The 26,414-nt window shown below is 51.6% G+C and carries 22 protein-coding genes; 12 read left to right on the plus strand and 10 right to left on the minus strand.

Annotated elements, in window-relative coordinates; genetic code table 11:
* The first annotated feature begins 328 nt into the window (after positions 1-328).
* Positions 329-4,792, plus strand: a complete 4,464-nt coding sequence (locus JTN23_RS01220) for a lamin tail domain-containing protein (protein WP_247231722.1) — start codon at positions 329-331, stop codon at positions 4,790-4,792.
* A gap of 65 nt (positions 4,793-4,857) precedes the next feature.
* Here JTN23_RS01220 and JTN23_RS01225 read toward each other — a convergent pair whose 3' ends face one another.
* Together JTN23_RS01225 and JTN23_RS01230 are read right to left on the minus strand one after the other, a co-directional pair.
* On the minus strand, positions 4,858-5,574 hold the full coding sequence (locus JTN23_RS01225; protein ID WP_247231725.1) for a hypothetical protein: 717 nt from the start codon (positions 5,572-5,574) through the stop codon (positions 4,858-4,860).
* A gap of 59 nt (positions 5,575-5,633) precedes the next feature.
* The gene (locus JTN23_RS01230; RefSeq protein WP_247231727.1) at positions 5,634-6,317 is read right to left on the minus strand and encodes a DUF4230 domain-containing protein; all 684 of its coding nucleotides are present in this window, start codon (positions 6,315-6,317) and stop codon (positions 5,634-5,636) included.
* 44 nt (positions 6,318-6,361) lie between these two features.
* Between JTN23_RS01230 and miaA the strand changes: the two genes are divergently transcribed.
* Positions 6,362-7,279, plus strand: coding sequence for a tRNA (adenosine(37)-N6)-dimethylallyltransferase MiaA (gene miaA, locus JTN23_RS01235; RefSeq protein WP_409049423.1), 918 nt, complete (start codon positions 6,362-6,364; stop codon positions 7,277-7,279).
* A gap of 65 nt (positions 7,280-7,344) precedes the next feature.
* Here miaA and JTN23_RS01240 read toward each other — a convergent pair whose 3' ends face one another.
* From JTN23_RS01240 to JTN23_RS01260, 5 genes are all read right to left on the minus strand, one after another.
* Complete coding sequence (locus tag JTN23_RS01240) at positions 7,345-7,773, minus strand: carboxypeptidase-like regulatory domain-containing protein (protein WP_247231732.1); 429 nt, start codon at positions 7,771-7,773, stop codon at positions 7,345-7,347.
* Between the two features lie 157 nt (positions 7,774-7,930).
* A complete protein-coding gene (locus tag JTN23_RS01245) occupies positions 7,931-8,242 on the minus strand; it encodes a rhodanese-like domain-containing protein (RefSeq protein WP_247231734.1) in 312 nt (103 codons plus the stop codon).
* 111 nt (positions 8,243-8,353) lie between these two features.
* Positions 8,354-10,231: a T9SS type A sorting domain-containing protein gene (locus JTN23_RS01250; RefSeq protein WP_247231736.1), complete on the minus strand. Its 1,878-nt coding sequence runs from the start codon at positions 10,229-10,231 to the stop codon at positions 8,354-8,356.
* Complete coding sequence (locus tag JTN23_RS01255) at positions 10,209-11,009, minus strand: PASTA domain-containing protein (RefSeq protein ID WP_247231738.1); 801 nt, start codon at positions 11,007-11,009, stop codon at positions 10,209-10,211. The genes JTN23_RS01250 and JTN23_RS01255 overlap by 23 nt, the downstream gene beginning before the upstream one ends.
* A gap of 75 nt (positions 11,010-11,084) precedes the next feature.
* Positions 11,085-11,675, minus strand: a complete 591-nt coding sequence (locus tag JTN23_RS01260) for a riboflavin synthase (RefSeq protein ID WP_247231740.1) — start codon at positions 11,673-11,675, stop codon at positions 11,085-11,087.
* 123 nt (positions 11,676-11,798) lie between these two features.
* On the opposite strand from JTN23_RS01260, the gene JTN23_RS01265 reads away from it, so the two are divergent.
* From JTN23_RS01265 to JTN23_RS01295, 7 genes are all read left to right on the plus strand, one after another.
* Entirely contained in the window at positions 11,799-12,455 is a 657-nt protein-coding gene (locus JTN23_RS01265; RefSeq protein ID WP_247231742.1) for a DUF1684 domain-containing protein, read from the plus strand.
* A 67-nt stretch (positions 12,456-12,522) separates the two neighbouring features.
* Complete coding sequence (gene pheT, locus JTN23_RS01270) at positions 12,523-14,937, plus strand: phenylalanine--tRNA ligase subunit beta (RefSeq protein WP_247231744.1); 2,415 nt, start codon at positions 12,523-12,525, stop codon at positions 14,935-14,937.
* Between the two features lie 15 nt (positions 14,938-14,952).
* Positions 14,953-15,297 (plus strand): hypothetical protein, encoded by a 345-nt coding sequence (locus tag JTN23_RS01275; protein ID WP_247231746.1) that lies wholly within the window; start codon positions 14,953-14,955, stop codon positions 15,295-15,297.
* Positions 15,298-15,305: 8 nt separating this feature from the next.
* Positions 15,306-15,605, plus strand: a complete 300-nt coding sequence (locus JTN23_RS01280; RefSeq protein WP_247231748.1) for a cell division protein ZapA — start codon at positions 15,306-15,308, stop codon at positions 15,603-15,605.
* Positions 15,606-15,704: 99 nt separating this feature from the next.
* Positions 15,705-17,270: a ribonuclease Y gene (gene rny, locus JTN23_RS01285; RefSeq protein ID WP_247231750.1), complete on the plus strand. Its 1,566-nt coding sequence runs from the start codon at positions 15,705-15,707 to the stop codon at positions 17,268-17,270.
* 149 nt (positions 17,271-17,419) lie between these two features.
* Positions 17,420-18,226: an SDR family oxidoreductase gene (locus JTN23_RS01290; RefSeq protein WP_247231752.1), complete on the plus strand. Its 807-nt coding sequence runs from the start codon at positions 17,420-17,422 to the stop codon at positions 18,224-18,226.
* Between the two features lie 68 nt (positions 18,227-18,294).
* Complete coding sequence (locus tag JTN23_RS01295) at positions 18,295-19,839, plus strand: magnesium chelatase ATPase subunit I (protein WP_247231755.1); 1,545 nt, start codon at positions 18,295-18,297, stop codon at positions 19,837-19,839.
* 73 nt (positions 19,840-19,912) lie between these two features.
* On the opposite strand, the gene JTN23_RS01300 is transcribed toward JTN23_RS01295, so the two are convergent.
* Entirely contained in the window at positions 19,913-21,028 is a 1,116-nt protein-coding gene (locus JTN23_RS01300; protein WP_247231757.1) for a DUF3667 domain-containing protein, read from the minus strand.
* Positions 21,029-21,128: 100 nt separating this feature from the next.
* A complete protein-coding gene (recA, locus tag JTN23_RS01305) occupies positions 21,129-22,193 on the minus strand; it encodes a recombinase RecA (protein ID WP_247231758.1) in 1,065 nt (354 codons plus the stop codon).
* 508 nt (positions 22,194-22,701) lie between these two features.
* Between recA and JTN23_RS01310 the strand changes: the two genes are divergently transcribed.
* The 3 genes from JTN23_RS01310 to JTN23_RS01320 all read left to right on the plus strand — a co-directional run bounded on the left by JTN23_RS01310 (position 22,702) and on the right by JTN23_RS01320 (position 25,436).
* Entirely contained in the window at positions 22,702-23,448 is a 747-nt protein-coding gene (locus JTN23_RS01310; protein WP_247231760.1) for an acyl-CoA desaturase, read from the plus strand.
* A 144-nt stretch (positions 23,449-23,592) separates the two neighbouring features.
* Positions 23,593-24,627 (plus strand): aminopeptidase, encoded by a 1,035-nt coding sequence (locus JTN23_RS01315; protein WP_247231762.1) that lies wholly within the window; start codon positions 23,593-23,595, stop codon positions 24,625-24,627.
* A gap of 17 nt (positions 24,628-24,644) precedes the next feature.
* On the plus strand, positions 24,645-25,436 hold the full coding sequence (locus JTN23_RS01320; RefSeq protein ID WP_247231764.1) for a DUF3108 domain-containing protein: 792 nt from the start codon (positions 24,645-24,647) through the stop codon (positions 25,434-25,436).
* On the opposite strand, the gene JTN23_RS01325 is transcribed toward JTN23_RS01320, so the two are convergent.
* The gene (locus JTN23_RS01325; protein ID WP_247231765.1) at positions 25,420-26,403 is read right to left on the minus strand and encodes a GNAT family N-acetyltransferase; all 984 of its coding nucleotides are present in this window, start codon (positions 26,401-26,403) and stop codon (positions 25,420-25,422) included. The two genes, JTN23_RS01320 and JTN23_RS01325, sit on opposite strands and share 17 nt — an antisense overlap.
* Between the last annotated feature and the right edge of the window lie 11 nt (positions 26,404-26,414).

Consider the following 26,414-nt stretch of genomic DNA (forward strand, 5'->3'; position numbering starts at 1 on the left):
AATATAATGAATAATCCGAAATCAGCGCTCCAGTACCGGATAGGGGTAGGATCATAAGAAGTACTTGTGGTACTATTCGCCCGACTTAGTTAACGGTATTACCTCAATGTTAAATTATGCCGGAAAGAACGGTGAAAATGGCATTGTTGACTGCCAGTACCTTAGTGGTTACAATTCCTGATTAAATACAATTGAAGGTATGACTCCTGCCCAAAAACCGCCTCCGGCAGAGTCAGTACCCTTATTTTGTGTACCTGATGGTAACAGTTTGGTAACGAAAGCTCCCCCTGATCCTGCCTAATTTTGTGGTAAACACAAACTATTTTTTATGCATCAACATGTACGAATTTTTTACAGGCTACTACTGAGCTTGTTGCTGCTCGTTCCACTGGGAAGGGCATGGGCGCAGACAGCAACTGACGTTGTTATCAGCCAGATCTATGGTGGAGGAGGTAATTCCGGAGCTACTTACAGGAATGACTTTATTGAACTCTACAACCGCGGCAGCATGGCCGTTAGCCTTGAGGGCTGGAGTGTACAGTATGCCAGCGCAACGGGTACCAGCTGGCAGGTCACGCCACTGACCGGCTCCATACTAGCCGGAGGCTATTACCTGATCAAGCAGGCACAGGGTACAGGTGGTACTGTAGACTTACCTACGCCCAATGCAACGGGTACTATCCCGATGTCAGGAACGGCCGGTAAAGTAGCGCTGATGAGCTCTACAACTGCTCTTACCGTTTCATGTCCACGCGACATTTCCGTAGATTTTGTTGGGTTTGGTACGACAGCCAACTGCTACGAAGGAACAGCTCCAACGGCAGCTCCCAGTAACACCACCGCCGTACTGCGTAGGTCGAACGGCAGCGTGGATACGAACGACAACCGGGCTGACTTCGAAACAGGTGCACCCAATCCGCGCAACTCCGTTGTAACACAGGCTACTCTCGCGGTGGCTCCTGCTACGTTATCCGGCTTCACTACTACACCGGGTGTAGCCTCGGCCAGCCAAAGCTATACTCTGACGGCCACAGAATTGTCAGGTACTATCGCTGTTTTGGCTCCGGCGGGAGTGGTGGTAAGTACTGACAATGCTACTTTTAGCTCTACATTAACTTTACCACAGTCCACTACTTCGGCTACACTGTATGCCCGCCTGACGGGTGCTACTGCCGGACCTGTGAGCGGAACCATCACGCATACCAGCGGCAATCTTTCGGCCCATGTGGAGGTAAGCGGTACCGTAACGGCTCCTACACCCATTACCAGTACAGTGGTGATTAGTCAGGTGTACGGTGGAGGCGGTAACTCCGGTGCTACGTATAAAAATGATTTTATTGAATTATATAACCCGGGTACTGCGGCCGTGGACCTGTCGGGCTGGAGCGTACAGTATGCTTCCGCTACGGGAACCAGCTGGCAGCGGACTAACCTGAGCGGTACTATACCGGCTGGTGGTTATTATCTAATCCAACAAGCCGCCGGATCGGCAGGTACTACGGATCTTCCTGCTCCTGATGCCATAGGTACTATTGCAATGGCGGCAGCATCAGGTAAAGTAGCGTTGGTAAAGTCCACAACGGCTTTGTCAGGTGCTTGTCCTACGGATGAACTTATAGTTGACCTCGTTGGATTTGGCTCGGCCAACTGCTTTGAGGGGACCGGTGCTACTCCTACACTGAGCAGCACTATCGCCGCTCTGCGTAAGTCGAACGGCAGTGTTGATACGGATGATAACCGGGCTGACTTTGAAACAGGTGCGCCCAATCCGCGTAACTCTACTCCGGTAGGGCCTTCTATTGAGACAAATCCTGCCGCTCTGACCGGAACAAATGCCCTGTACTACGTGGAAGGATGTGGCCCCGCCAGCAAAACCTTCACGGTTACAGGCAGGAACTTCTCTGTTGAATCAGGTAGCATCACTATCGCTTCTTCCAATCCGCTGTTTACGGTATCCACCACTACTATTCCTTTCAGTGGTTCAGGCGTTTCGGGGGCTGAGGTAACGGTACAACTGGCCGCCGGCTCATCCGAAGGTACTTATTCGGGAACCATCACCCTGACGGGCGGCGGGGCTACCCTGGAAGTACCCGTAAGTGGTATTGTCAATTCAAACAGCCCTTTTACAGCTATCAATATTGCCCGCGCTGGCGTTGGGCAGACCTTCACCATTGCCGGCCGCGTAACAGTAACTAACCAGCTTGGTGCCCGGCAGATCTACATCCAAGACAGAACGGGTGGTATAGTCGTGTACAGCGGCCCCTCTGGTCCCGACTTTACTACGCTGGTTGAGCTGGGTGACTCCGTGCAGGTGACAGGACCCATCTCAGTGTACAACGGCTTTACCGAAATAACCGGTACCAATAACTTTACCGTAGTGGACGGAGTACCTAACCGAATACCCGCTCCCAAAACCATTACGCTTGATCAATTGTCCAGCCACCAGGGGCAACTCGTTACCGTTACTGACGCTACCATTACACCGGCCGGAGCTACCTTTACGGGTAATACCAGCTATACCATCACCGCCAGCAATCAGTCGGCTACGCTGCGTATCAATGCCAATTCACCACTGGCTGGTGCCGGCCGTCCGGCCAATCCGGTAACCGTAACCGGTATCGCCGACCGCTTTGTGTCGGGTTCGACTACTTCGGGTACCAATGGACTGCAGCTGCAACCGCGTATTCTGGAAGATATTCCCGGTTCAACGGCTGCGCAGGACCTGGTATGTGAAGTGGGCGGTAGTACTACCACACTGACGCGTGACCAGACGCTGGACATCTCGACCTGGAACATGGAGTTTTTTGGTGCCGATGCGGGTACGATCAATTGTCCCAGAGGCCCTCTGAACTACAACGACATGGGGCCGCTCAATGAAGACCTGCAGCAGGCTAACGTTATCAAGGTACTCGAGAAGCTGAATGCCGATATTATCGCGGTGCAGGAAATGAGCAGCATTGAGCGTCTGTCGGCTACCGTAGCCGCCATACCCGGTGGTAGCTACAGCTACATCTGCTCGGACCGATTCTCCTATTACTTCCAGGATGAGTGCGATCAGGTACCTACGGGCAATCCGCCTACCGTATTTGGTCCTACGTCGCTGGCCCAGAAGGTATGTGTGATCTACAATACCGCTACGGTGACGCCGGTACTATCCGAAACCAAGCCTCTGCTGGATGGTAAGTACAACTATCCTTCGGGCAATGGCTGGTCGTCGGGACGTTTGCCCTTTATGTTTGTGGCTGACGTAACTCTACAAGGGGTAACGCGTCGTGTACACGTGGTCAATATCCACGCCAAGTCCGGTAGCGCTACTACTGATTACAATCGCCGCAAGCAGGACATTCAGGACCTCAAAACTGCGCTGGATGCTGAATATCCTGATGCTAACATCATCCTACTGGGTGACTACAATGACAAGCTGAATGGCTCTATCGCGGCCAACCAGCCCTCGTCGTACCTGCCGTTTGTATCGGATGCGTCTAACTATTCAGCCATTACATTGCCGCTCGAAAATCAAGGCTGTTCTACCTTCAATTCATCGGCCAGCTTCATTGATCATATGATCGTGTCCAGTGAACTGTCTTCGGCGTACCTTGATAAGTCGGCCTATGTACTGCAGCCATTCAGCATTCCGAACTATGGCAATACTACATCGGATCACAATCCGCTGGTGGCTCGTTTTGACATTACCAAACTGGCTGCTCCGGTTACGCCACTGGCTATAACGGTAGCTGCCAATCCAACGGCGATTCTTTCTAACGAATCTACTACCCTGACGGCAACTGTCTCAGGTGGTACAGAGCCATACACCTACGAGTGGAGCGGTGCAGGTACCATCACCAACGGTACCAGCGCTACGGCTACGGTATCCAACCTACCGGCTGGTGAGCACGTATTTACCGTAAAAGTAACGGACGCCACTGCCCCCGAGAAGCAGACCATCACCGCAACGGTTACGGTGCAGGTGACTCAGGCCAATCTGGCTCCGGTAGCTTCGACCATAGCGGATCAGTCGGCTACGGCTGGTATTGCTTTTGAATTGGATGTTACGACTGCCTTCCAGGATCCGGAGAACGAGCCGCTTATCTACACAGCTACCGGCCTACCGGCAGGACTGACCTTGACCAATGGAACCATCAGTGGTATGCCAGCGGTTACCGGTAGCTTTGTGGTAACCGTTACGGCTACCGACCCCGCAGGTCTTTCGGCTAATGCCAGCTTTACACTGACCGTAGGAGCCGGACCGCTGAAGATGCTGTCGCCTGACTATGACTGCAGCACCGGTCGCCTGACCATCCGCACCATCGCGGGTAACGGCAATGCGGTAGAGTACCAGGTACCCTCAGTGACTACCGGCTGGACTACCCAGCCTACTCATATCCTGGAAGCCAAGCACATCAACCGCGACCTCAAGCTACGCGCCCGCCAGCGCCGCAGCGACAATAAGGGCTATGATGAAGTAGAGGTAGCCTTTACGCCAACGGCTTGTGGTAGTGCCGCCGCCCGTATCGGAGTAGCCGAGCCGGAAGCCGCCGCTGAGCTAAGCCTGCAGGTACTGGGTAACCCGGTAGCGGATATGTTGACGGTGGATGTTCGTGGTGCCGCAGGTCAGGCGCTGCAGTTGCACCTGATCGACCTGAAAGGACGCATCATTGAAGCGCGCCGCATCGAGTCAGCCGGTGAGGTAGAGCATCATGCGTTTGATGTACGTCGTCAGCCAGCGGGTATTCTGCTGTTGCAGGTGTCAACGATCACTCAGCAGAAGGTAGTTAAGATCGTGAAGAACTAAGTAGCATCTGTTTCTATATACACTGCCCCCTCCAGTCCGCTTGTCGGTCAGGAGGGGGCAGTTTTTTATTCCCAGTACTTTTTCATCAACTGGTAGCCCTCGGGGTCAAACTCCCGCAACTGTTCCCGGTTAAAGGGATAGTAGTCGTTTTGGCCCAGGTAGGCTTCGCTCAGCTCCGCAAAGTACTCATCCACCGAGTTGAGGGCGTAAGCCCGGCGGGTACCTCCCAGGTTATAGGCTACTTCGTCGTATTTCCTGCTTTTTACCGCATTGTGGTACACTTTATCCACCTCGTTGGTTTGGGGATGAATGGTCAGGTCAAAATAGGCGTGCGCCAGCTCGTGCAGCACCATGTAGGGCTGATTCAACTTCTGCCAGTCCACAAAATTCCGGATATTACTTACCTCTACGCTTTTGGCTTTCTCAGGCATGTACCCATTGGCCTTCAGCCAGTCCCCCGACCGATGGTACCACATGGCTCCTTTGGGTAGTAGCTCCCACTCCATCCAGATAGGTACCTGTTTCAGGAGTTTGAGTTGAGCGGGCTTCACCAATTGGTTTACTTCAACCAGCTTAGCGTCCAGCATAGCTAAGGCTTCCTGCGTTTCCGGGTGGGCAAATGCCTCCTCCCTGACCAGTACCTTATAGCCCTGTATGTGCAGGGTGCGGTAGGTGGAGTCGGCTGCGGAGTAGGTATGAGTCAGCTCCTGAGCCGTAGCCGGTGACGAGGGTGCAACTGTGGGATACAGATAGGTAATCAGGTATAAGAGGGGGTAGATCATGAGGAGTAGGGGAGAGCGCTTTAACAACAGGGGATCAATACACAGAACCAAGGGGGAAATTACTTCTTTTTATCCTCCTCATCCGGGGGCAGCAGCGGGTCAATGCTGGCTTCGGTGTCGCGGTAGTGGCTGTATGAGTCCAGCATCTTGCGGTTAGCCTCGGTTAGCTGCATATCAATTTTCCAGTTCATCAGGCCGGCCAGCTGGTAGATCATAAATTGTACCTGGTTGTTGGCGATGCGGGGGAGGTCGCTTTGCAGTGCCTTTTCGTTCATGGTCTGCTTGGCCTCGGTCAGGATATTGGTGTAGTCGTCGCTCTGGAAGCGGTTGATCCATCCCTGCTCTATGTCGTAAAACTTGTAGTCGGTATCCATGGACAGGATTTCCGGCTCGGGAAAGTACTCGATGATCATCCGGCGGTCGTCTTCGGAGAGGCGAAACCGCATTTTCCGGAAGTCGTAGCCGACCAGTACCTTCGCCTTGGCTATGACCAGCGCTTTTTTCTTGTCATTGAACAGGTGCCAGTAGTCTTTGTTCTGCTGGTAGTTGTAGATTTCGGTAAAGTACCCTTCGGCCATCACCACCTTAAATACCTTCTCGATCCGTTCCAGCAGAATGGTAGCCTCGCGGGTGGGCTCGGAAGATTTGCGGTGCCTGCCCGACCAGAAGTAGTACACACCGGCTCCGACCATTCCTCCCAGCAGGAGGGTCAGCAGAAAAAAAACCAGACTATTGCTGTCCATGATGTCTATTTTTGCGGTTCTAATATGCGTATATAAACTGAATAATACCAAAAGTGGCTGATAAGTACCTCATTGTGATAGCCGGCCCCACGGCAGTTGGAAAAACAAATCTGTGCCTGCGGCTGGCCGAAGGGTTGCAGACCGTGATCGTTTCCGCCGATTCGCGGCAGGTATTCCGGGAGCTTAACATTGGTACGGCCAAGCCCAGTCCGGCCGAACTGGCCCGGGTACCTCACTACTTTATCAATTCTCATTCCATCGCCGAGCCCTACAGCGCCGGGGACTTTGAGCGGGATGCACTGGCCCTGCTGGATGAGCTTTTTCAGGAAAGAGATGTGGTCATTATGACGGGAGGATCGGGACTATACATCAAGGCGGTCTGCGAAGGACTGGACGACCTGCCCCAACCCCTGCCGGGCCTCCGCGAAGAGCTAACCCTGCGCCTGCAGGAGGAAGGGCTCGAAGTACTACAGGTAGATGCCCTGCACGTAGACCCGGAGTTTGCGGCTACGCCCGAAATCCAGAATCCGCAGCGGGTCATCCGGGCGCTGGAGGTATTTTATACTACCGGCAATACCATTTCTTCATTTCAGAAAAAGCAGGTGGCCCAACGCCCCTTCCGGCAGGTACTCATAGCCCTGGACCGGGACCGGGACGAACTGTACCAGCGGATCAACATCCGGATGGATGCCATGCTGGCTGCCGGACTGGTAGAGGAGGCGCGCTCCGTGGCCCAGTACCGTCACCACCACGCCCTGCAGACCGTAGGGTACAAGGAAGTATACGGGTATCTGGATGGGGAGTACGGGGAGGAAGAAATGGTACGCCTGCTCAAACAGAACTCCCGCCGCTACGCCAAGCGTCAGTTGACGTGGTTCCGGCACCAGGGCGACTTTAAGTGGTTTCACGCGGAGGATTACGAGGGGGTACTGGATTATTTTCGCTCTGTTGAAGTGGACTGAATAAGTTTATTGACCTATTGGAGGATAATTAGAAATTCGTGCTTCAAAATAGTGGCTGGGTAGAGTTATTTAGAAAGTATTAGAAAATCAAAGTTTGTCTTTTTACCAATGGCAGAGGAACAACAGTCATTGGTTTGCTGTCCATTCTCGTATACTAAAAATTCTGTCTGATATTTATTCCTGTGCCTTTCAACTGAATAGTAGCTTATTGATGTATCTATAAAACTGTATCCCGTTGGCACCTCCACAACTAGCTCATAGTTACCGTCTTTATCAGTATAAGTTTTGCCTATCGCAGCACCTACAGTTGCAAAACGAGCTGGGCTAATAACAACCAATACGCTATCTACAGGTTGACGTGCTTCGTTTATGACTCGTCCATAAATAGTAGTCATACGATCCAACTTGCGGATACATCCGGTAGTGTTAGAGAGGACGAAGAATAAGATGAAGAATGAAAGAAGCCCTGACCAGGGAATCCATTGCTGTTTCATAAAATATTTAACTTCAGAGGATAGGTAACTACAACTATGCCTCAAAACAGCAGAATAGCCCTATCATTTGCAAATAATCTTATGCAGCGGTAGGTTATAAAGCAACAGAGCCTTAGCTAATGGTAGCTAAGGCTCTGTTTTTGATATTGTTTCACTACTACCCTTCCTGCTCTTCCATTTCGCGGTAGGCCAGGATGCCACCCGTTACGTTACGGACATTGGTAAATCCGTTGGCTTCCAAAAATTGCTGAGCCTTACCCGAGCGGGCACCGGAGCGGCAGTGGATAATGATCTCCTCGTCTTTCAGAGGCTCCAGCTCATCGAGGTGGTCGGGTAGCTCGCCCAGCGGGATCAGTTGCGCACCCAGGTTATCCGCTTCGTATTCATATTCTTCCCGAACGTCAAAGAAGTTTAGCTCTTCGCCCTTATCCAGACGCTCTTTTAGTTCTTGTACCGTAATATCTGCCATGAGTAGCTATGGTTTAGTGTAAGAATGAACAATGCTTTAGAAAGGCAAAAATAGCGGATTGAGTTCAAAGATGTACGTCAGAAGCAGTGGAGGTCGGAGCCTGCGGTGTCCTTACTTCCTGATGACCAGCTTCTGTACGGCCGTCCGCTGACCATCTGTAATCCGTAGTACATACATACCCTCGGGCAGGTGACTGAGCGAAGCCTCCCGCACCCCGTCGCTGGGTACTATCACCCGCACCGGTATCCCCTGCGCCGAATACACCTCTATCTGCCGAATCAGGTCGCTGTCCCACTGGATGGTACCGCTGGTCGGATTGGGGTATACCCTGACCTGCAGAGCGGGCAGGGGCTCGGAGCCGGTTATGAGGCCATCGTCTTTACCTCCTACGTAGGGGCGTATCATCACACTCCCTTTCAGATCCAGGTTGCCGGCCCATTCGTTGGAAAGATTGGTATAAAGCTGACTGGCTCCTAACTGGGAGTTGCGGTCAAAGCCTACCGTCAGGGGATCTTCGCCAATCTGCAGCCAGCCTACGTAGAAGGTATCCGTCACGGCCACTCCGTTGGCAAAAGGGAAGTCCACGTAGCCATTGCGCGTAGTACCGTACGAGGCGCGTACCGACTGCTGGTGTACCACGCGGTCGGGCCGTCCGTTGGAGCTGTTCCACACCTGGATGGTAAAGGCTTGTCCCGTCTGGTTCCGGCGGAAGGGGACCAAGGCCATCCGCACTCCGCCGAGGGTATCGGGGCGGTTCAGCACGAAGCGTACTACTGTGCGTCCCAGGCGCTGATTCATCCGCACCCCAAATTCCGCCGAGCCGTCGTCATAGGCGTAGTAGTCGGCCAGTTCGGTGATGGTACTGATGGTATCGTTGCGGCGCAGGTTTACCGACGGGATGGTGGGGTTCTGGTCGTCCGTGGTGAGCAGGTCAAATTTCAGTTTGAGACGAAGCCGTTCTACTCCCGACTGCCGGGCTATGGGAGTGAGCCTTACGGCTTTCTTCTGCGTCTGTCCCGGACCTATGAACACCGAAAGGGGCTCCTGATACCGCTGGATCTCGCGCCCCGTCAGCTGATCACGAATGGTAAAGGTATAAGAGGTAAAGTTAAAGTTGTTGAACAGGTTGACGATGTCCGTCCGGATGGAGTCGGCCGTTTCAGCAGCGGGATTCAGCCAGTACTGGTCCAGCGGCATGGCCGTGTACCGTTTCAGAAATGACGTGAGCGGTTGTCTGACGGCTACGTCCTTAATAAAACGGTCATTGATGGATCGGTTCCTGTTCAGGTAGATGTAGTCGAGGTGCCAGCTGTCAAAAGCCCCGGACGAGCGGCCGTGGCCCCGGAAACGAAACCGGAAGCCCGCGTGCAGATAGGAGGCGTCGCGTACCGGTATAAATGTATGCTTGTAAAGCGTATCAAAAACGGCGCCTGATTGCTTCCAGACGCTGATCCAGTCGCCTTTCTGGTTCAGGAATTCCAGCCGGAAGGTATCTACGTCGTCAGGTAGTTCGCCGAGTCCGCGGGCCTGCCAGTAAAAGCTCAGGTACACCGAGTCAGCAGCCGTAAGGCCACCGAGATCTATGGGCTGGGTGGTAAGGGTATCCGTGTCACCCTGGGCCTGCTCATTGACGAAGTTATAGGGTACACCGGCGGCATTAAGCCCGTCGAAGGTAGCGATATTGATCGAAGGGTGCGTGGTGGTGAGGACGTTGTTGATATACACGCCACTACCGGGCATCCAGAGGGTCGGATCAGGAAATGTGTTCGAGGTCGAGAAGTCGTCAAATACCGGTAGTCTCAGAGCCTGCGTACGGGCTGACTGTTTAGTACTTCCGGTAGTTTGTACAGACTCACCTGCCGGTGGTATGATAGGCACCAGTTCGAGCTGTGCCCAGGCTGGTACGGCCCATAGCCATACCAGCAGCGCAAGACAAGTACCTCTTTTGAGGTTGTGAGTCAATAGATTATTCCTGCGGAAGTTCTTCATTCGGATCGGACGAGGCGGCATTGAGCGGGCCCACTACCCATAGGTCAATTACGTCACCAATACGTATTTTATTGCCTGATTCGGGATTCTGACGTACTATAGTCCCCGGCTCTTTGGTATCATCGGTCACTTCTATGATCTGACCTACCTTCAGCCCCGCGCCCACGATCTGGAACTTAGCCTCGTCGAGTGGCATGTTGAGTACCGATGGCACCGGGAACGAAGTACTTCCCAGTCCGTCGCCCACCTCCAGATCTATCTTGGAGCCCTTGGCTACGGGTTGCCCCGGCAGGATCTCCTGCCCGTTGTAGTACTGCTTCAGTACGGCACCGTGAGCCAGGTCGGGTACGTAACGCAGGGTACCCAGGTTGAGCCCCATGCTCTTGATCAGCATCTGGGCACTGCGCAGGGTCATGTCGGTCAGCTTGGGCATCTTGATCAGCGGAGCCGTACGCGACACCACCGTGATATAGATCTTGCGGCCTTCCTTCACCTTGGAGTTGGGCTGGGGATACTGCGATATAATGGTCAGAGGGGCGATATTAGCCACAAAGGTACAGTCACTTACTTCGTAGCGCAGGTCACGTTCGTCCAGGAAGTCCTCCAGCTCCTCGACATTCATCTTACGCAGATCAGGGACTGTAATAGACTCACCATGATTGGTAGTTAATGGTAAGTAGATAAAGAAGAAACTGAGGAATAAGGCGGCTATCAGCGCTATAATAATTCCAATATGAATAAAGAGGTCTTTACGGGACTGCGTGCTAATCTTAACCATGGGTCTGGTATGTACTGGGCATTTCGTTTCTAAACGGTAAAAATAGAAGGAATATTTCAGGCCGCCAACTGCAGACTACCGCTGCATTCCCATAATCCGCTGAATGTACTTACCCAGTATATCAAATTCCAGGTTTACAACGTCGCCTTCCTGCAACTGGTGGAAGTTGGTATGCTCGTAGGTGTAGGGGATAATGGTGACCCTGAAAGAGTCGGTCTGGGAGTTAAAAACGGTGAGGCTGACGCCATTGATACAGATCGAGCCTTTCTCGACGGTAATGTTCCCCAGCGCAGGGTCGTAGCTGAAGTCATATAGCCAGCTGCCATCCAGTTCCTGCACGCGGGTACATACGGCGGTCTGGTCTACGTGGCCCTGTACGATATGCCCGTCAAACCGGCCGTTGGCCGACATACAGCGCTCCAGATTCACCTTACTACCCGTTTTCAACTGCCCGAGGTTGGTTTTCTTTAGGGTTTCGTCAACGGCTGTTACATAATACGTATCCTCTTCAATGGCCGTAACGGTGAGGCAGACCCCATTGTGACTCAGACTTTGATCTACTTTTAATTCGGGAGCCAGCGCCGAGCGAAGCTTAAAGGTCAGGTTGGTGCCTTCGGCCTGCAGATCAACGACTTCTCCTACTGTTTCTATGATTCCGGTAAACATACGTCTGGATTTTATGATTAACTACTTGGCAGCTTGTTTTACTCAGCTCACACGCATTTATGCTTTTTTGTTTGCTACTGACACTTGAACATCGGATTTTTGCCAAAATAAACGCAATATATCATGTTCAAAAATAAAATCATCCGGTGGAGTACCATAGTGATGGTAATGGCCATTCTGGCTTATTTCTTTATTGAGACTTTTAGTTCAGGTCCCGAGCGTAAGTCTTTCGACGCCATTGCCGCCGTAGATCCCGAAGAGTACGTCGCTCAGATCAATCAACAACGTGCCGAAAAAGACGAAACGTTCCGTACCTCGGCTGATTCACCCATTGAGCACAAGAACCACTTCAAGGCCCTCAGTTACTTCGCTCCGGATCTGGACTACCGCGTAACGGCCTCACTCACACCCTACGACGGAGAGGATAAGGAACTGAAAATTACCTATACCGATGGTACTTCAGACACGTACGAACGCTACGCCTGGGCCAACTTCAACATAGAGGGACTACAGCAACGACTGCTCCTGCTCAAGCACGAAGGTACCATATCGCTGCTGTACCGGGATGGTACTACCGGGGACGAAACCTACGGTGGTGGACGCTACCTGGACTTTACATTAGATGATGTAAAAGGTGATTCGCTCCTGATTGACTTCAACTTAGCGTACAATCCCTACTGTGCCTATAACCCTACGTATGCCTGTCCGTTGCCTCCGGCCGAGAATACATTAAAGGTGCCAATCCGGGCAGGTGAAAAATATAATGCAGAAATACATTAAATTTGCGGATTACTATAAAAGCAAAGAGGGCATTCTTTGCTACATTGACTAACTTGTAAGAACCTCCATGAAAATTTCATATAAATGGCTTAGGGACCTGATTGACATCCCGGAAAGTCCGGAAGAGATAGGTAAGCTATTGACAGCCACCGGCCTGGAAGTTGAAGGAATAGAAGAAGTAGAAACAGTAAAGGGAGGTTTGAGGGGAGTAGTAATCGGCGAAGTACTTACCTGCGAGAAGCATCCGGATGCCGACCGCCTGAGCCTTACCACCGTTGAGGTGGGGCAGGCGGAGCCACTTTCTATCGTATGCGGTGCTCCTAACGTAGCCGCCGGTCAGAAAGTACTGGTAGCCACGGTAGGTACTACGCTGTACCCAACCGGCAGTGAGCAGCCGCTGGTCATGAAAAAGTCCAAGATCCGGGGCGCGGTATCCGAAGGAATGATCTGCGCCGAGGACGAACTGGGCCTGGGTACCTCACACGCCGGTATACTGGTACTGGATACCGACCTGCCCAATGGTACACCGGCGGCCGAGTACTTCAACATTGAGTCGGAGCACGTGATCGAGATCGGCCTTACTCCCAACCGGGCCGATGCCGCTTCGCACTACGGGGTAGCCCGTGACCTGAAAGCCGTACTGGAGCGCGACATCAGGCTGCCCCAGGTAGAGGCGTTCAGGGTAGATAACCACGACCTGCCCATCGAGGTCATTGTAGAGAATACTGAGGCCTGCCCCCGGTACTGCGGCGTTACTATTACCGGACTGCAGGTAGGGGAGTCGCCGGAATGGCTCAAAGCACGACTGGAGGCCATCGGTGTGCGTCCGATCAATAACGTGGTGGATGTAACCAACTACATCCTGCACGAGCTGGGACAGCCCCTGCACGCGTTTGATGCTGCACAGATTGCGGGAAACAAAGTAGTTGTTAAAACTCTCCCGGCGGGTACTCCATTTACCACGCTGGATGAGCAGGAGCGTAAGCTGGCCGACTATGATCTGATGATCTGCAATGCCAGCGAGCCTATGTGTATTGCCGGAGTGTTTGGGGGTATCAAATCGGGAGTGACCGAAAGTACTACCTCTATCTTCCTGGAGTCGGCTTACTTTGCGCCGGCCTGGGTACGCCGTACGGCTCAGAATCACAGCCTCAAGACCGATGCCTCGTTCCGTTTCGAGCGGGGTACCGACCCTAATATGCCGCTGTACGCGCTTAAGCGGGCCGTACTGCTCCTACAGGAGGTAGCAGGAGGTCAGGTGTCTTCAGAGGTGGCAGATGTATACCCCGCACCTATTGCTGATTTCAGGGTACCGGTTAAGTACCGTAACATAGACCGGCTGATCGGTAAAGTACTGGACCGGGAGCTTATCAAAACTATCCTGCAGAGCCTGGACATCCGGCTGGAAGAAGAGCACGAGGGAGGCTTCACGGCCGTAGTACCTCCCTACCGGGTCGATGTACAGCGTGAGGCAGATGTGGTCGAGGAGATCCTGAGAATTTACGGGTTTGACAATGTGGAGTTGTCAGATCACCTCAGTTCAGACTATCTCTCCGACTTCCCCGTCAATGATCCGGACCGGCTGCGTCTGCGCCTGGCGGAGTTGCTCGCCGCCAGCGGCTTCAACGAGATGATCAACAACTCGCTGACTAAGCCCGCTCCGCAGGCTGCCATAGCCGAAAGCCTGCTGGGCGAGAGTGTACCTGTGCTCAACTACCTGAGCGAGGATCTGTCGGCCATGCGTCAGACGATGTTGTTCACCGGCCTGGAAACGGTCGCCTACAACATCAACCGCCGTCAGCGCGACCTGAAGTTGTTTGAATTTGGTAAGACGTACCACAAGGTCAACAGTAAGTACGTTGAGAGGGGCCACCTGGTGCTGTTCATGACGGGAAGCATCCAGCCCGAAACCTGGTTTGAAAAGGCCCGCGAAGTACAATTCCACGACCTGGCCGGGGTAGTAGGTAAGGTACTTACGGCCATGCGTGTCAAAAACATAGAATCTGCTGAGGCCGACAAAGCCCTATTCCAGCAGGGGATCACCTATACCATCAATCGTAAGCCCGTAGTAACGCTGGGGCTGGTACGGCCGCAACTGGCTAAGAAAGCAGATATAAAAGTACCGGTACTGTACGCCGACTTTGACTGGGACTACCTGCTCCGTCAGTATAGCTCTGCCGTGGCTTACCAGGAGGTGTCGCGCTTCCCCGAAGTACGCCGTGACCTGTCGCTGGTACTGGACCGTTCGGTAAGCTTTGATCAGCTGAAGCAGCTGGCCTACAAGACTGAGCGTCAATTACTTCGTGATGTCAATGTATTTGACGTGTACGAAGGAGAGAATCTGGGCGGTAAAAAAGCCTATGCCCTTAGCTTTATCCTGCAGGACTACCAGCAGACGCTTACTGATAAAGTGATCGATAAGACGATGCAGCGACTGATGTCGTCATTTGAAAAAGAATTTGGTGCAGTTATCAGAAAGTAGGAAAGGAACCAAGGCATGGCTACTCAACCCACAAGGAGTATAAACAGAAAACTGATTGATGTTGAAGAGAAGCTGAAAGTCCTTATTTCCACGAAGCAGCAGCTCATGTGGAAGCTTAATGAACTACAGCGGGAGAATAAAGAGTTGAAGGAAGTCAATGCCGCTTTAACAGAAGAATTAAAAGAAGTTAGGAAAAAACACATTTCTTTACAGAAGGACTTTAATAAATCCAAAAATTTTGCTAAGATTGTCACTAATAAGCTGACACCAACAGGCGGTTTGTCCGAACTGAGAGAATCGGTTGAGCGATATATAGAAGAGATAGATAAGTGTATTGAATTGCTTGAAGAAACCCTATGAAAGGTAGTATGAAGCCAAATCCGGATACGGCGGTTTTTATTAGACTGCTTGACAGAGGGTTTAATCTGAGTGTACCTGCTGACCAGGAGAAGTACTACCGGGATGGCTATGAGGTATTCATGCATAGAGTAGAGGAACATAAAACTAAAGGGAAAGGATACGACGATATTGAGGCAATAGCCCTTACTTCAATAGAATGTATGGTTGCCTTGCAGCGGAGCCAGGACCGGCTCGAAAGTCTGATTGCTGCTTTAGAAGAAAAAGTGGATGATCTGGACTCTGCCCTGACCAAAGCCCTCGAAAAATAAATCTATCTATACTAGTATCCACATCTTGATGCATAGTTCGGCGTAGCTATCGCCTGTCAGATCAGCGGGATCAACCCCAGTTGTAAACAGGAATATACTATGTCAGAGTTTTTAATCATGTTTCTATCCGATGTCATAGCGCTTGGCGTCGGTATATTCGTAGGAAAAATCATTTTCCAGCGATCATCAGAGAAGAAAGAGCAGGAGGCTCAGCAACGCGCTAATGAGATCATTAAGAATGCTGAGATCACAGCCGAAAATATCAAGAAGGACCGTATCCTTGAAGCCAAGGAGAAGTACCTGAAACTCAAATCAGAGTTTGAAGAGGAAGCGAACAAGAAGCGCAACATACTTCAGACCAACGAACAAAAACTCAAGCAGCGCGAGCAGCAGATCGCCCAGACCATCGAGCAGAACAAGCGTCGGGAAAATGAACTCGAAGCGCTTAAAACCAACCTGAACCAGCAGGTAGACCTGGCAACAAAGCGCCGTGAAGAAGCTGATAAACTGCTTCAGCAGCAGGTAACTCAGCTCGAAAAAATTGCTAATCTGACGGCTGAGCAAGCTCGTGAGCAATTGATAGACGCCCTGAAAGCCGAAGCTGACTCCAAAGCCGGCTCGTACGTGAAGCACGTCATGGAGGAGGCTCGCCTGTCGGCTACCAAGGAAGCCAAAAAGATCGTTATCGAAACCATCCAGCGCACGGCGGCCGAACATGCCATCGAGAACTGCGTTTCGGTATTCAATATCGAGAACGACGATATCAAAGGTAAGATCATCGGTCGCGAAGGTCGTAATATACGGGCACTCGAAGCGGCTACCGGTGTAGAGATCATCGTAGACGATACCCCCGAAGCCATTGTTATTTCAGGCTTTGATCCGGTTCGTCGTGAGATTGCCCGCCTGTCACTCCACCGTCTGGTGCAGGATGGTCGTATTCACCCCGCCCGTATCGAAGAGGTAGTAGGCAAAACCCGCAAGAATATCGAAGATGAGATCGTCGAGATCGGTGAGCGTACGGTGATTGACCTGGGTATCCATGGTCTGCACCCTGAGCTCGTCAAGATGATCGGACGGATGCGTTTCCGCTCGTCGTACGGTCAGAACCTGCTGCAGCACTCCCGCGAGGTAGCCAAGTTGTGTGCTACCATGGCTTCTGAGCTGGGTCTGAATGCCAAACTGGCTAAGCGTGCCGGTCTGCTCCACGATATTGGTAAAGTGTGGCCCGAAGAGTCAGAGATGCCGCACGCCATCCTGGGTATGGAGCTTGCCAAGAAGTACAAAGAGCACCCGGAGGTATGTAACGCCATCGGTGCCCACCACGACGAAATCGAAATGACCAGCATCATTTCACCTATCATTCAGGTATGTGACGCTATCTCAGGTTCACGTCCGGGAGCACGCCGCGAAATGATGGAGTCGTACATCCAGCGTCTGCGCGACCTTGAGAATATGGCTATGGCCTTTGATGGGGTAGAGAAGTGCTACGCTATCCAGGCGGGTCGTGAACTACGGGTGATCGTGGATGCCGAAAATGTAACGGATGAAAAAGCCAGCATGCTGTCATTCGATATCTCACAGAAGATCGAGAAAGAGATGCAGTACCCCGGTCAGATCAAGATTACGGTGATCCGCGAAATGCGCTCCGTAGCCTACGCACGGTAGACCATTGGATATTTCAAAATACAGAAAAAGGCCTGCGCTTGCAGGCCTTTTTGTATGTACAATGGTACCTACAACTGAAAACAAGCCACCAGGCTTTTGACCTTGTACAAGTACCTGCTTACTTTAGCGGCCTGATCTAAATGTAACTAATGTCTCCTCAATCAAAGGTTGTTCTTATTACCGGAGCTTCTTCCGGAATTGGCCGTAGTACGGCTGACTATTTGACCGGTAAAGGCTATCGTGTATTTGGCGGAAGCCGGAGCCAGCCCGACGGCGTACTTTTCGAGTGGGTCCGGATGGATGTCACAGACGAAGCCTCCGTACAGGCGGCGCTGGCTGACGTATGGCAGCGGGCTGGCGGGCTGGATGTGGTCATTAATAATGCCGGGTTGGGTATAGTAGGGCCTCTGGAAGAAACCTCCGATGAGCTGATCCAGAAAGTATTCCAGACCAATGTATTCGGGCTGCTGCGCGTATGCCGGGCTAGCCTGCCTTACCTGCGCCGACGGGGAGACGGGGTGATTATTAATGTCAGCTCTATTGCCGGTGCTATGGGGTTACCATTCCGGGGTATATACAGCGCCAGCAAATCGGCCGTAGAAGTACTGACAGAGTCCTTGAGTATGGAGGTGAAGGAGCAGAATATACGTGTGTGCAGCGTACTGCCCGGCGATATAGCGACCAGCATCAACCAGAACCGCCTGGTAGCTGCTCTACAGCCCGGCTCGGTGTACAAGACTACCTTTGACCGCATCCACCAGCAGATCAACCACGAGGTAAGCAGTGCGTCCGATCCCATCATTATTGCCAAAGCCATTGCTGAAATTATTGAGGACAACCAGCCTAACCTTCACTATAAGGTGGGACCGTTTATGCAGAAAGTATCGGTGGGCCTGAAGGCCGTTTTACCGCAGCGAATCTTTGAGCGAATATTGCTTCGCTTTTATGGAATGTAGTTCAAAACCATTTCTGAGGCTGGCTTGTTAGAGATTGGTACACTACTTTTTTGATCCGATCTTCCCTCATGAACTACACTGACCTTAGTACTAACCAACTCCTGCAGATCAAGACATTAGGCGAGCTGAAAGCGACGGGATACCGTTCCCGTACCATTAAGCAGGAGTTGCGTGATAACCTTATCAGCAAATTACAGAAAAAGGAAGAGGTGTTCCCGGGCATCTGGGGGTACGAAGATACCGTACTTCCCGATGTAGAGCGAGCTATCCTCTCCATGCATAATATTAACCTGCTGGGGCTCCGCGGTCAGGCCAAAACGCGAATAGCCCGTATGATGGTGAACCTGCTCGACGAGTACGTACCTATGGTAGCCGGTACCGACCTGAACGACGATCCCCTGCATCCGCTCTCGCGCCATGCCCGGGATATTATAGCCGAGCAGGGCGATGATACGCCTATTGAGTGGCTGCACCGCGATGACCGCTACACCGAAAAACTAGCTACCCCCGACGTATCCGTAGCTGACCTCATTGGCGACGTAGACCCTATCAAGGCTGCTACCCTGAAGTTGCCTTATTCAGACGAGCGCGTTATCCACTTTGGCCTTATTCCGCGCTCGCACCGGGGTATTTTTGTTATCAACGAGCTTCCTGACCTGCAGGCGCGTATCCAGGTAGCCCTGTTTAATATACTGCAGGAAGGCGACATCCAGATCCGGGGTTTTAAGCTCCGACTGCCCCTGGACATCCAGTTTGTATTTACGGCTAATCCCGAGGATTATACCAACCGGGGAAGCATCGTGACGCCTCTGAAAGACCGTATCGACAGCCAGATCGTAACGCACTATCCAAAGACTATCGAAGTAGGTAAGAAGATCACGCAGCAGGAAGCTGTCATCAAGACTGAGCAGAAAGGCATGGTCCTGACCAATGAATTAATCAAAGACCTGATTGAGCAGATTGCGATGGAGGCCCGTGAAAGCGAGTATGTCGACAGCAAAAGTGGCGTGTCGGCCCGTATGACCATTTCGGCCTACGAAAGCCTGATCAGCGCCGCCGAGCGGCGTTGCCTGCTCAATGGAGAGAAGTCTACCTACATCCGTATTTCGGACCTGTATGGCGTAGTACCGGCCATCTGCGGTAAAGTAGAGCTGGTGTACGAAGGTGAGGTAGAGGGGCCGGTTATTGTAGCGCAGAACCTGATCGGCAAGGCCATTCGTACGCAATTCCTGAACTACTTCCCCAATCCGGAGAAAGCTAAGAAGACTAAGCGGAACCCGTTCGGAAAGGTAATTGAGTGGTTTGGCGCGGGTCATGAGATGGACCTGATGAGCGATATGACTGACCGGGAGTACCAGGCCCGCCTGGGTACCATCGAAGGACTCGATGACTTTGTGGATGAGTATGCCTCCCGACTAGGCAAAGAAGAGAAGCTGTTTATGATGGAGTTTGCCCTGCACGGCATGGCCGAATACTCTCTGATTGGCAAGCAGGCCCTGGATCGGGGAACGCACTTCAAGGATCTGGTCAGCAGCATGTTTTCGGGACCGGGTCGCGATGATGACGATGATTTCGGCGACTTCGACGATGACGACAACGACGACAGGTACTAAGCAGTAGCTTTGTTAGTATATATCTTTGGCCACCTGAGCACCAACTGCTCAGGTGGCTTTTTTATGAGGTATCTTAAAAATACAGGAAGCTGTAAAATAGTACCCCAGCCAGGCAAAGCAGCGCCACCAGGCCGTAGGAGGACGAAAGAAGAAAGAACTTTGACAGAGTTGTCATTCTGGACTGGCCGTACACCCGCCGCATGGATTTGTACAGATAAAAGAACAGCAGGAGCGTCGTCAGTACCAGAAAGTAGTCTTTGCCAGCCAGAGAGTCGAGCAGGATTGCCAGCGTGTAGGCTATAAACACGATGGTATGAAAATGTACCGAAAAGATCAGGTGCTCGTAGTAGTAGTGTTTGCGGCCGTAAAGAGCAAGCAGAAGCAGCGCCACCACGGGCATAAGGATAAACATCACCACCGAAAGGCTCTTGAGTACCTTTCGTACAAATTCCTTGACATTGAACTCAAAAGCATACTTGGGCGACTGCTTTAGCAGCCGGCGGTAGAGGAAGTTGTCCGACGATCCATGGGCTTTGAGGTAGGCTCCCAGCTCTTCATCCGACATGGTACTGAACTTCTGTACATCCTTTGGCGTCTGGAGCGTACTGTCACCCGTAATCTCCATCAACAGATTTCCCGAATCATCACCCGATGTACTATCCAGCCGGGTAATCATGGCGTTGAGCTTCTGCCGCTGGGTACTGTCCGCTGTCGGAGCAAAGGTACTAATCAGCGAGTCCTGCTGGGCCTCACTCATGTACTGGTAGGCCAGTATGTCATTGCGGTTTACGTTATAGGTCGTGCTATCTACTTGTACAGCAACGGAGCGGAAGTCGATGGTCCTGCCGTCCTGGATGCTGCTATCAAAGACCGTATTCAGAAGCAGAAAGAACACAAAGCTGACAAAGACGTACATACGGGCAGGAGGTACATAGCGCGCCCGCTTGCCATCCAGGAAGTCTTTGGTAATCTTACCCGGTTTGGTAAAAATAGCTTTGCTTGTTTCCCAAAGTTTGGTATCGAAGTGGGTGATGCTCTCTACGAACTCATAGAGCAGGTGCCCCAGGGGGATTTTCAGGTCGTGGTTCTCCTGGCCGCAACTGGGACAGTAGTTATCCTCCGGATGGAGTAGGTGATTACAATTCGGACAGACGGAATGCTTGCGCCGATGCTTATGCGTTGCGAACATGAGGAGGTACAGAAATAGGCGTAGTAACAGGATACAAAAAAAAGGAGAAACCCGAAAGTTTCCCCTTTTTTAGCTCTGAATTTTCAGACTAGCTTCTATATTATTCAGGTGAGCCGTCATCTACCAGGTTAGGCTCGGCTGTGTCAACAAGTGCTTCCGAGTCAGTACCTACCCTTGCGCGGATCTTTTTCTCCACCTCTTCCATCAGCTCAGGATTATCTTTAATCAGCTGCTTCACGGCATCGCGACCCTGACCGAGACGGTTGCCTTCGTAGCTGAACCATGAGCCTGACTTCTTGATGATATCCAGCTCTACGGCCAGGTCAATCACTTCACCAGCCTTAGAGATACCCTCACCGTACATGATGTCGAACTCAATCACCTTAAATGGAGGCGCCAGTTTGTTCTTTACCACCTTCACGCGGGTACGGTTACCCAGGATGTTGTCGGCGCTCTCTTTGATCTGACCTACACGACGAATATCCAGACGTACCGAAGCGTAGTACTTAAGGGCGTTACCACCCGTGGTAGTTTCGGGGTTACCAAACATCACACCGATCTTCTCACGAAGTTGGTTGATGAAGATACAGCAGCAGCCGGTCTTGTTGATCACACCGGTGAGCTTACGCAGCGCCTGTGACATCAGACGTGCCTGCAGACCCATCTTGCTGTCACCCATTTCGCCTTCGAGCTCAGCACGGGGTACAAGGGCCGCCACGGAGTCAATCACGATAATATCAATTGCTCCACTGCTGATCAGGTGCTCAGCAATTTCGAGTGCCTGCTCACCGCTGTCGGGCTGTGAGATGAGGAGGTTTTTAGTATCGATACCGAGTTTCTCGGCGTAAGAACGGTCAAAAGCGTGCTCAGCATCCACGATAGCTGCGAGGCCACCGTTCTTCTGAGCTTCGGCGATGCAGTGCATAGCCAGGGTAGTTTTACCTGATGATTCAGGACCGTATACTTCTACGATACGGCCACGGGGTACTCCACCGATACCCAATGCCAGGTCCAGTCCTAATGAACCGGTAGAAATAATGGGAATATCCAGCACCTTACTGTCGCTGAGGCGCATGACGGTGCCTTTACCGAAGGTTTTGTCTAGTTTTTCGAGCGTAGTTTGCAAGGCTTTAAGCTTGCTGTCCTTATCTACGGATTGTGCCATAAAGGATGTGTGAAAAGATTTGTTTGTTGCATAAAAAAAGCGGCTACGGGTACTTCCAGAACCGCCTCTTACTCTTACTGTTTCTGATGTAAATTTACTTTTTTTTGATGAGAAAACCAACGGTTTTGCCAGTACTTCCCGCACAATTTCAGCCTTTTTTTATTGGTTGTTTATCAGCCTCTTTCAGCCCTTTACAACCCAGGCTAAACTTCCACAGGTAGCTATGTAAGTAGCTTATACACAGTGTGCTTTTTGAGGAGGCGTGTGTGGAGGAGAAACAGGTTTTCTGCCCTCTGACCAGTCCCTCACTCTATTGATTCAGGAGAGCTCCGATGGTTGGTCCGGTTACCCCTGCAGGTACCGGGCAAAGTACTCGCAGTGGCCCCTATGTACTACCAATAAAAACCAAAAAAAGTTGCAGGAACTGACATTCCTCATCTTTTGCCGAAAGGGGTACCGCTACATTTGTCGGGTATTCATTTAAATTATCTTTTTGTAAGAACCTCCTATGGAAATACTGATCTTCTTCATTGCGCACTGGTACCTGTCTCTACTCATGCAAACCTTCTTCCTGCACCGCTACGCGGCTCACAAGATCTTTACGATGAGCCCGGGCTGGGAGAAGTTTTTCTATACGCTAACTTGGATTTTCCAGGGATCGTCTTTTCTGAGCCCCTACGCCTACGGGGTCATGCACCGGCTGCACCACGCCCACGCCGACACCGAGGACGATCCGCACTCGCCTGAGTTCTCCAAAAACATCTTTGATATGATGCTGAAGACCAAAAACTACTACAACAACATCGTACACCGGCGCGACACTATTGCGGCCAAGTTTAAGAAGGGAGTACCTCACTGGGCGTTTATGGAGCGTATTGGTGACTCCTGGCTATCCCGAATCAGTTGGGGCGTGGTATACACGCAGTTTTATATCCAGTTTGCTACCGAGTGGTGGATGTTCCTGCTGCTGCCTATCCACTTCCTGATGGGGCCTGTACACGGTGTTATTATCAACTGGTACGCGCACCGCTACGGCTATGTCAACTTCAAGGTCAATGATACCGCCAAAAACCTGCTGCCTTTCGACTTCCTGATGATGGGTGAGTCGTACCACAACAACCACCACAAGTACGGTGGTAGGGCCAACTTTGGGTTTAAGTGGCATGAGTTTGACCCGACCTATCCGTTTATCCTGTTGCTGAATGCCCTGAAAATCATCAAGCTCAAACCCAACAATGACCTGAACTACATGTAGCGGGGAATAGAAGCAATCACTTTAGAGCTGGCTTCGTTACTACCAGGAGGCCAGGCAGAAGGTCCGGATTTAGAACCGGACCTTCTTTTTTTGGTTGTTAAGCTAGTATTTACAAATTTTGGGAAACGCACTCTTGATTTCTGCATGTTCAAAAAAATAGTTCTGGCCCTTGTACTGATACTTCTAGCCCTTGGAATTTACTACCGTGATCTGGTCAGCTACGGCTGGATGCAGGCCAAGGGGCAGCTCAGTATACTGGCCAATGTACGGGATGTGTCGGACGTACTCAGCGATCCAGCTTTCCCGGATTCACTCAAAGCCCGCATACGTCTTATTCAGGAGATAAAGCAGTTTGGCGTGGATTCGCTGGGGCTCAATCCTTCCAAAAACTACACTACCTTTTACGACCAGGGCGGAAAGCCTATTTTGTGGGTAATCACGGCTTCGGATCGCTATAAGCTCAACGCCCGCGAGTGGAGCTTCCCGATCATTGGTTCATTTGCCTACAAGGGCTACTTTGACTCTACCCGCGCCGCCCGCGAGGAAGCCGAGCTGATCAGGGAGGGGCTGGATACGGATATAGGAGAGGTATCGGCCTGGTCGACGCTGGGGTACCTGAAAGACCCAATTCTTTCCAGCATGCTTTACCGAACCGAAGGGAGCCTGGCCAGCCTTATTCTGCACGAGCTGACGCACGGTACCCTGTTTGTGAAAAATAATCTTGAACTGAATGAAAACCTGGCCTCCTTTGTAGGAGACGTGGGAGCCGTGCGCTTCCTGAACCACAAGTACGGCCCGGATTCGCCGCAACTAAAGCGGTACCAGTACTCCAAGCGGTACAACGATGCCTATTCGCAGCATATACTCCGGGGAGGCAACCGGCTGGATAGCCTGTACGCTACTTTTCCGGATCAGCAGCCTACTGCGCAGAAGGATACGCTCAAGTACCGGCTGATCAGAGACATTGTATATGACCTGGATACACTACTCGGAGGGCAACGTTCGTTGACTAAAAAAAGGCGTTGGGATGAAACTAAACTACCTAACAACGCGTACTTTATTGGGTTCCAGACATATAAATCCCAGCAGAATGCCTTCCAGGAGGAGTTTGAGAAGAGGTTTGGTGGAGATTTCAAAAGGTATTTAGCTTATCTGAAAGAGAAGTACCCGTCGTTGTGAACAACTGAAATGTAGCCATGAACAAACTGAAGATTATTGTACTGCTTACCATAGTTTCCCTAGCCACAGTAGCTTTTGCCCCTTTCGAAGGATACCGTACCGTCCGGAACGAGAGCTTTGTAAAAGGCGAACGGATAGAGTATCGGGTCCACTACGGCATCATCAATGCCGCCGAGGCCAGAGTAGAGGTGTCCCGTTCGTTAGTATCTGTCAATAACCGGCCCTGCTACCGCGTCAACGTAAGTGGCAAGACTGTAGGAGCCTTCGACATGATCACGCGGGTACGGGATCAGTGGCGCTCGTATATAGATACATCGGCGATCCTGCCCCATATGTTCTACCGCAATATCCAGGAGAACAACTTCCGTAAAGAGGAAACGGTCATATTCAATCACGGCGCCAATACGGCCTACGACAAAGACCTGCAAAAGACGTATAAAGTACCTAACAATATCCATGATATCATCAGTGGCTATTTCTTCCTGCGTACGCTGGATTTTGGCCGGATCGGTGTAGGTGAAGTAGTGGAGGTACCTACTTTTTTTGATGGAGAGGTATATAAGCTGCGGATACGCTACGGCGGAAAGAGTGAAATAAAGACCAAGTTTGGTAGAATAAAGGTCCTAAAGCTTACTCCCTTCATACCAGACAACAAGCTGTTCAAAGGAGAGAATCCTATGACGCTCTGGGTATCCGACGATGATAATAAGATACCCGTGAAGGCGGAGGTAGAACTGGTGATCGGCTCCCTGGACATGGATATAAAGGGCTACAGAGGCCTCCGGACCGAACCTAACTGGATAAAGTAGCCTGCCTGATACGCCATTCCTGGATCTCCCGCAGGGGAAAAGGCAGGCTGTTTTTTCGGATGCTGTAAAAAGCCTTTTTCTCCGCTCCAAAGCTCCGGTAATAGTCCACAATACTGGGAACTTCGGGACTTTCAAAATCAAATACACTATCTAGGTTGGAATGGCTCCGCAGGTACTGATCCAGCAGGTACGTACGGGCGTTTTGTTTTCTTCCCGTCTGATCCGCTGCATTGAACAGGTAGATCACCCTTTTCCCTTCTTCGACCAGCATTACTCCCGCATGGGGCTCGCTTCCTAATCCGGCATAAAGTACCTGCACCAGGCCTCTTTTACGAAGTTCTCTGTACAGGGCTTTTAGTAGTTCGTAGGCCTTTTCACTGACGCCACCCTGTATGCCCTGCGCGTGGTAGGTACGGAACATGTCAATTAAAGGTACTATATCCTCCTGCTCCCTTATTGTCCAGCCTGCCTTACTAGCGCGTTTCAGATTCTTTTTCCGATCCTGACTATATCTTCCTTCTATACCCGCGTACGGTTGGTTGAGTGGCAGCCAGTGCGTATGGAGCCTTTGGTACTGTATACTGGGGTAGGTAGGGAGTAAATCAGCTAGCAGAGGCGTATTGTCCGGATGGAAAGTATAGCTGCTGATGTAGCGGAAGTGCCGGTCAAGTACCCGCAGAAAAGCGTCAGCGATATCTTTAGTTAGAGGAATGGCTGAAAACAGTCCCAGGTACTGACAGAAGAAGGGCTGCTGAATGACGGGCAGACCCCATTTTTTACGGATGGGCAGAGGCATCACTACCTGGTATTCCTCGGCCGAAGGCCACACCAGCGCCGACCAGCCGGGCGATACCACATCGAGGTACCAGCTATACCCGTACACGACCCGTTGTTGGGATTGCTGTATGAGCTGATCCCAGCGCTGTGCATCAATCTGTGAGCGGCAAAGTAGTAGGGGAGTAGTCACCGGTTGAGGTT

This window comes from Telluribacter roseus (assembly GCF_017355915.2).
Taxonomy (GTDB): domain Bacteria; phylum Bacteroidota; class Bacteroidia; order Cytophagales; family Spirosomataceae; genus Telluribacter.

Bases quoted from the DNA above. Each gene is read 5' to 3' on its own strand.
- JTN23_RS01250 (WP_247231736.1), bottom strand. From the start codon at position 10,231: ATGAAGAACTTCCGCAGGAATAATCTATTGACTCACAACCTCAAAAGA.
- JTN23_RS01225 (WP_247231725.1), bottom strand. From the start codon at position 5,574: ATGATCTACCCCCTCTTATACCTGATTACCTATCTGTATCCCACAGTT.
- JTN23_RS01320 (WP_247231764.1), top strand. From the start codon at position 24,645: ATGAACAAACTGAAGATTATTGTACTGCTTACCATAGTTTCCCTAGCC.
- JTN23_RS01220 (WP_247231722.1), top strand. From the start codon at position 329: ATGCATCAACATGTACGAATTTTTTACAGGCTACTACTGAGCTTGTTG.
- JTN23_RS01295 (WP_247231755.1), top strand. From the start codon at position 18,295: ATGAACTACACTGACCTTAGTACTAACCAACTCCTGCAGATCAAGACA.
- rny (WP_247231750.1), top strand. From the start codon at position 15,705: ATGTCAGAGTTTTTAATCATGTTTCTATCCGATGTCATAGCGCTTGGC.
- JTN23_RS01310 (WP_247231760.1), top strand. From the start codon at position 22,702: ATGGAAATACTGATCTTCTTCATTGCGCACTGGTACCTGTCTCTACTC.
- pheT (WP_247231744.1), top strand. From the start codon at position 12,523: ATGAAAATTTCATATAAATGGCTTAGGGACCTGATTGACATCCCGGAA.
- JTN23_RS01230 (WP_247231727.1), bottom strand. From the start codon at position 6,317: ATGGACAGCAATAGTCTGGTTTTTTTTCTGCTGACCCTCCTGCTGGGA.
- JTN23_RS01245 (WP_247231734.1), bottom strand. From the start codon at position 8,242: ATGGCAGATATTACGGTACAAGAACTAAAAGAGCGTCTGGATAAGGGC.
- JTN23_RS01240 (WP_247231732.1), bottom strand. From the start codon at position 7,773: ATGAAACAGCAATGGATTCCCTGGTCAGGGCTTCTTTCATTCTTCATC.
- recA (WP_247231758.1), bottom strand. From the start codon at position 22,193: ATGGCACAATCCGTAGATAAGGACAGCAAGCTTAAAGCCTTGCAAACT.
- JTN23_RS01275 (WP_247231746.1), top strand. From the start codon at position 14,953: ATGGCTACTCAACCCACAAGGAGTATAAACAGAAAACTGATTGATGTT.
- JTN23_RS01315 (WP_247231762.1), top strand. From the start codon at position 23,593: ATGTTCAAAAAAATAGTTCTGGCCCTTGTACTGATACTTCTAGCCCTT.
- JTN23_RS01280 (WP_247231748.1), top strand. From the start codon at position 15,306: ATGAAGCCAAATCCGGATACGGCGGTTTTTATTAGACTGCTTGACAGA.
- JTN23_RS01260 (WP_247231740.1), bottom strand. From the start codon at position 11,675: ATGTTTACCGGAATCATAGAAACAGTAGGAGAAGTCGTTGATCTGCAG.
- JTN23_RS01265 (WP_247231742.1), top strand. From the start codon at position 11,799: ATGTTCAAAAATAAAATCATCCGGTGGAGTACCATAGTGATGGTAATG.
- JTN23_RS01300 (WP_247231757.1), bottom strand. From the start codon at position 21,028: ATGTTCGCAACGCATAAGCATCGGCGCAAGCATTCCGTCTGTCCGAAT.
- JTN23_RS01290 (WP_247231752.1), top strand. From the start codon at position 17,420: ATGTCTCCTCAATCAAAGGTTGTTCTTATTACCGGAGCTTCTTCCGGA.
- JTN23_RS01255 (WP_247231738.1), bottom strand. From the start codon at position 11,009: ATGGTTAAGATTAGCACGCAGTCCCGTAAAGACCTCTTTATTCATATT.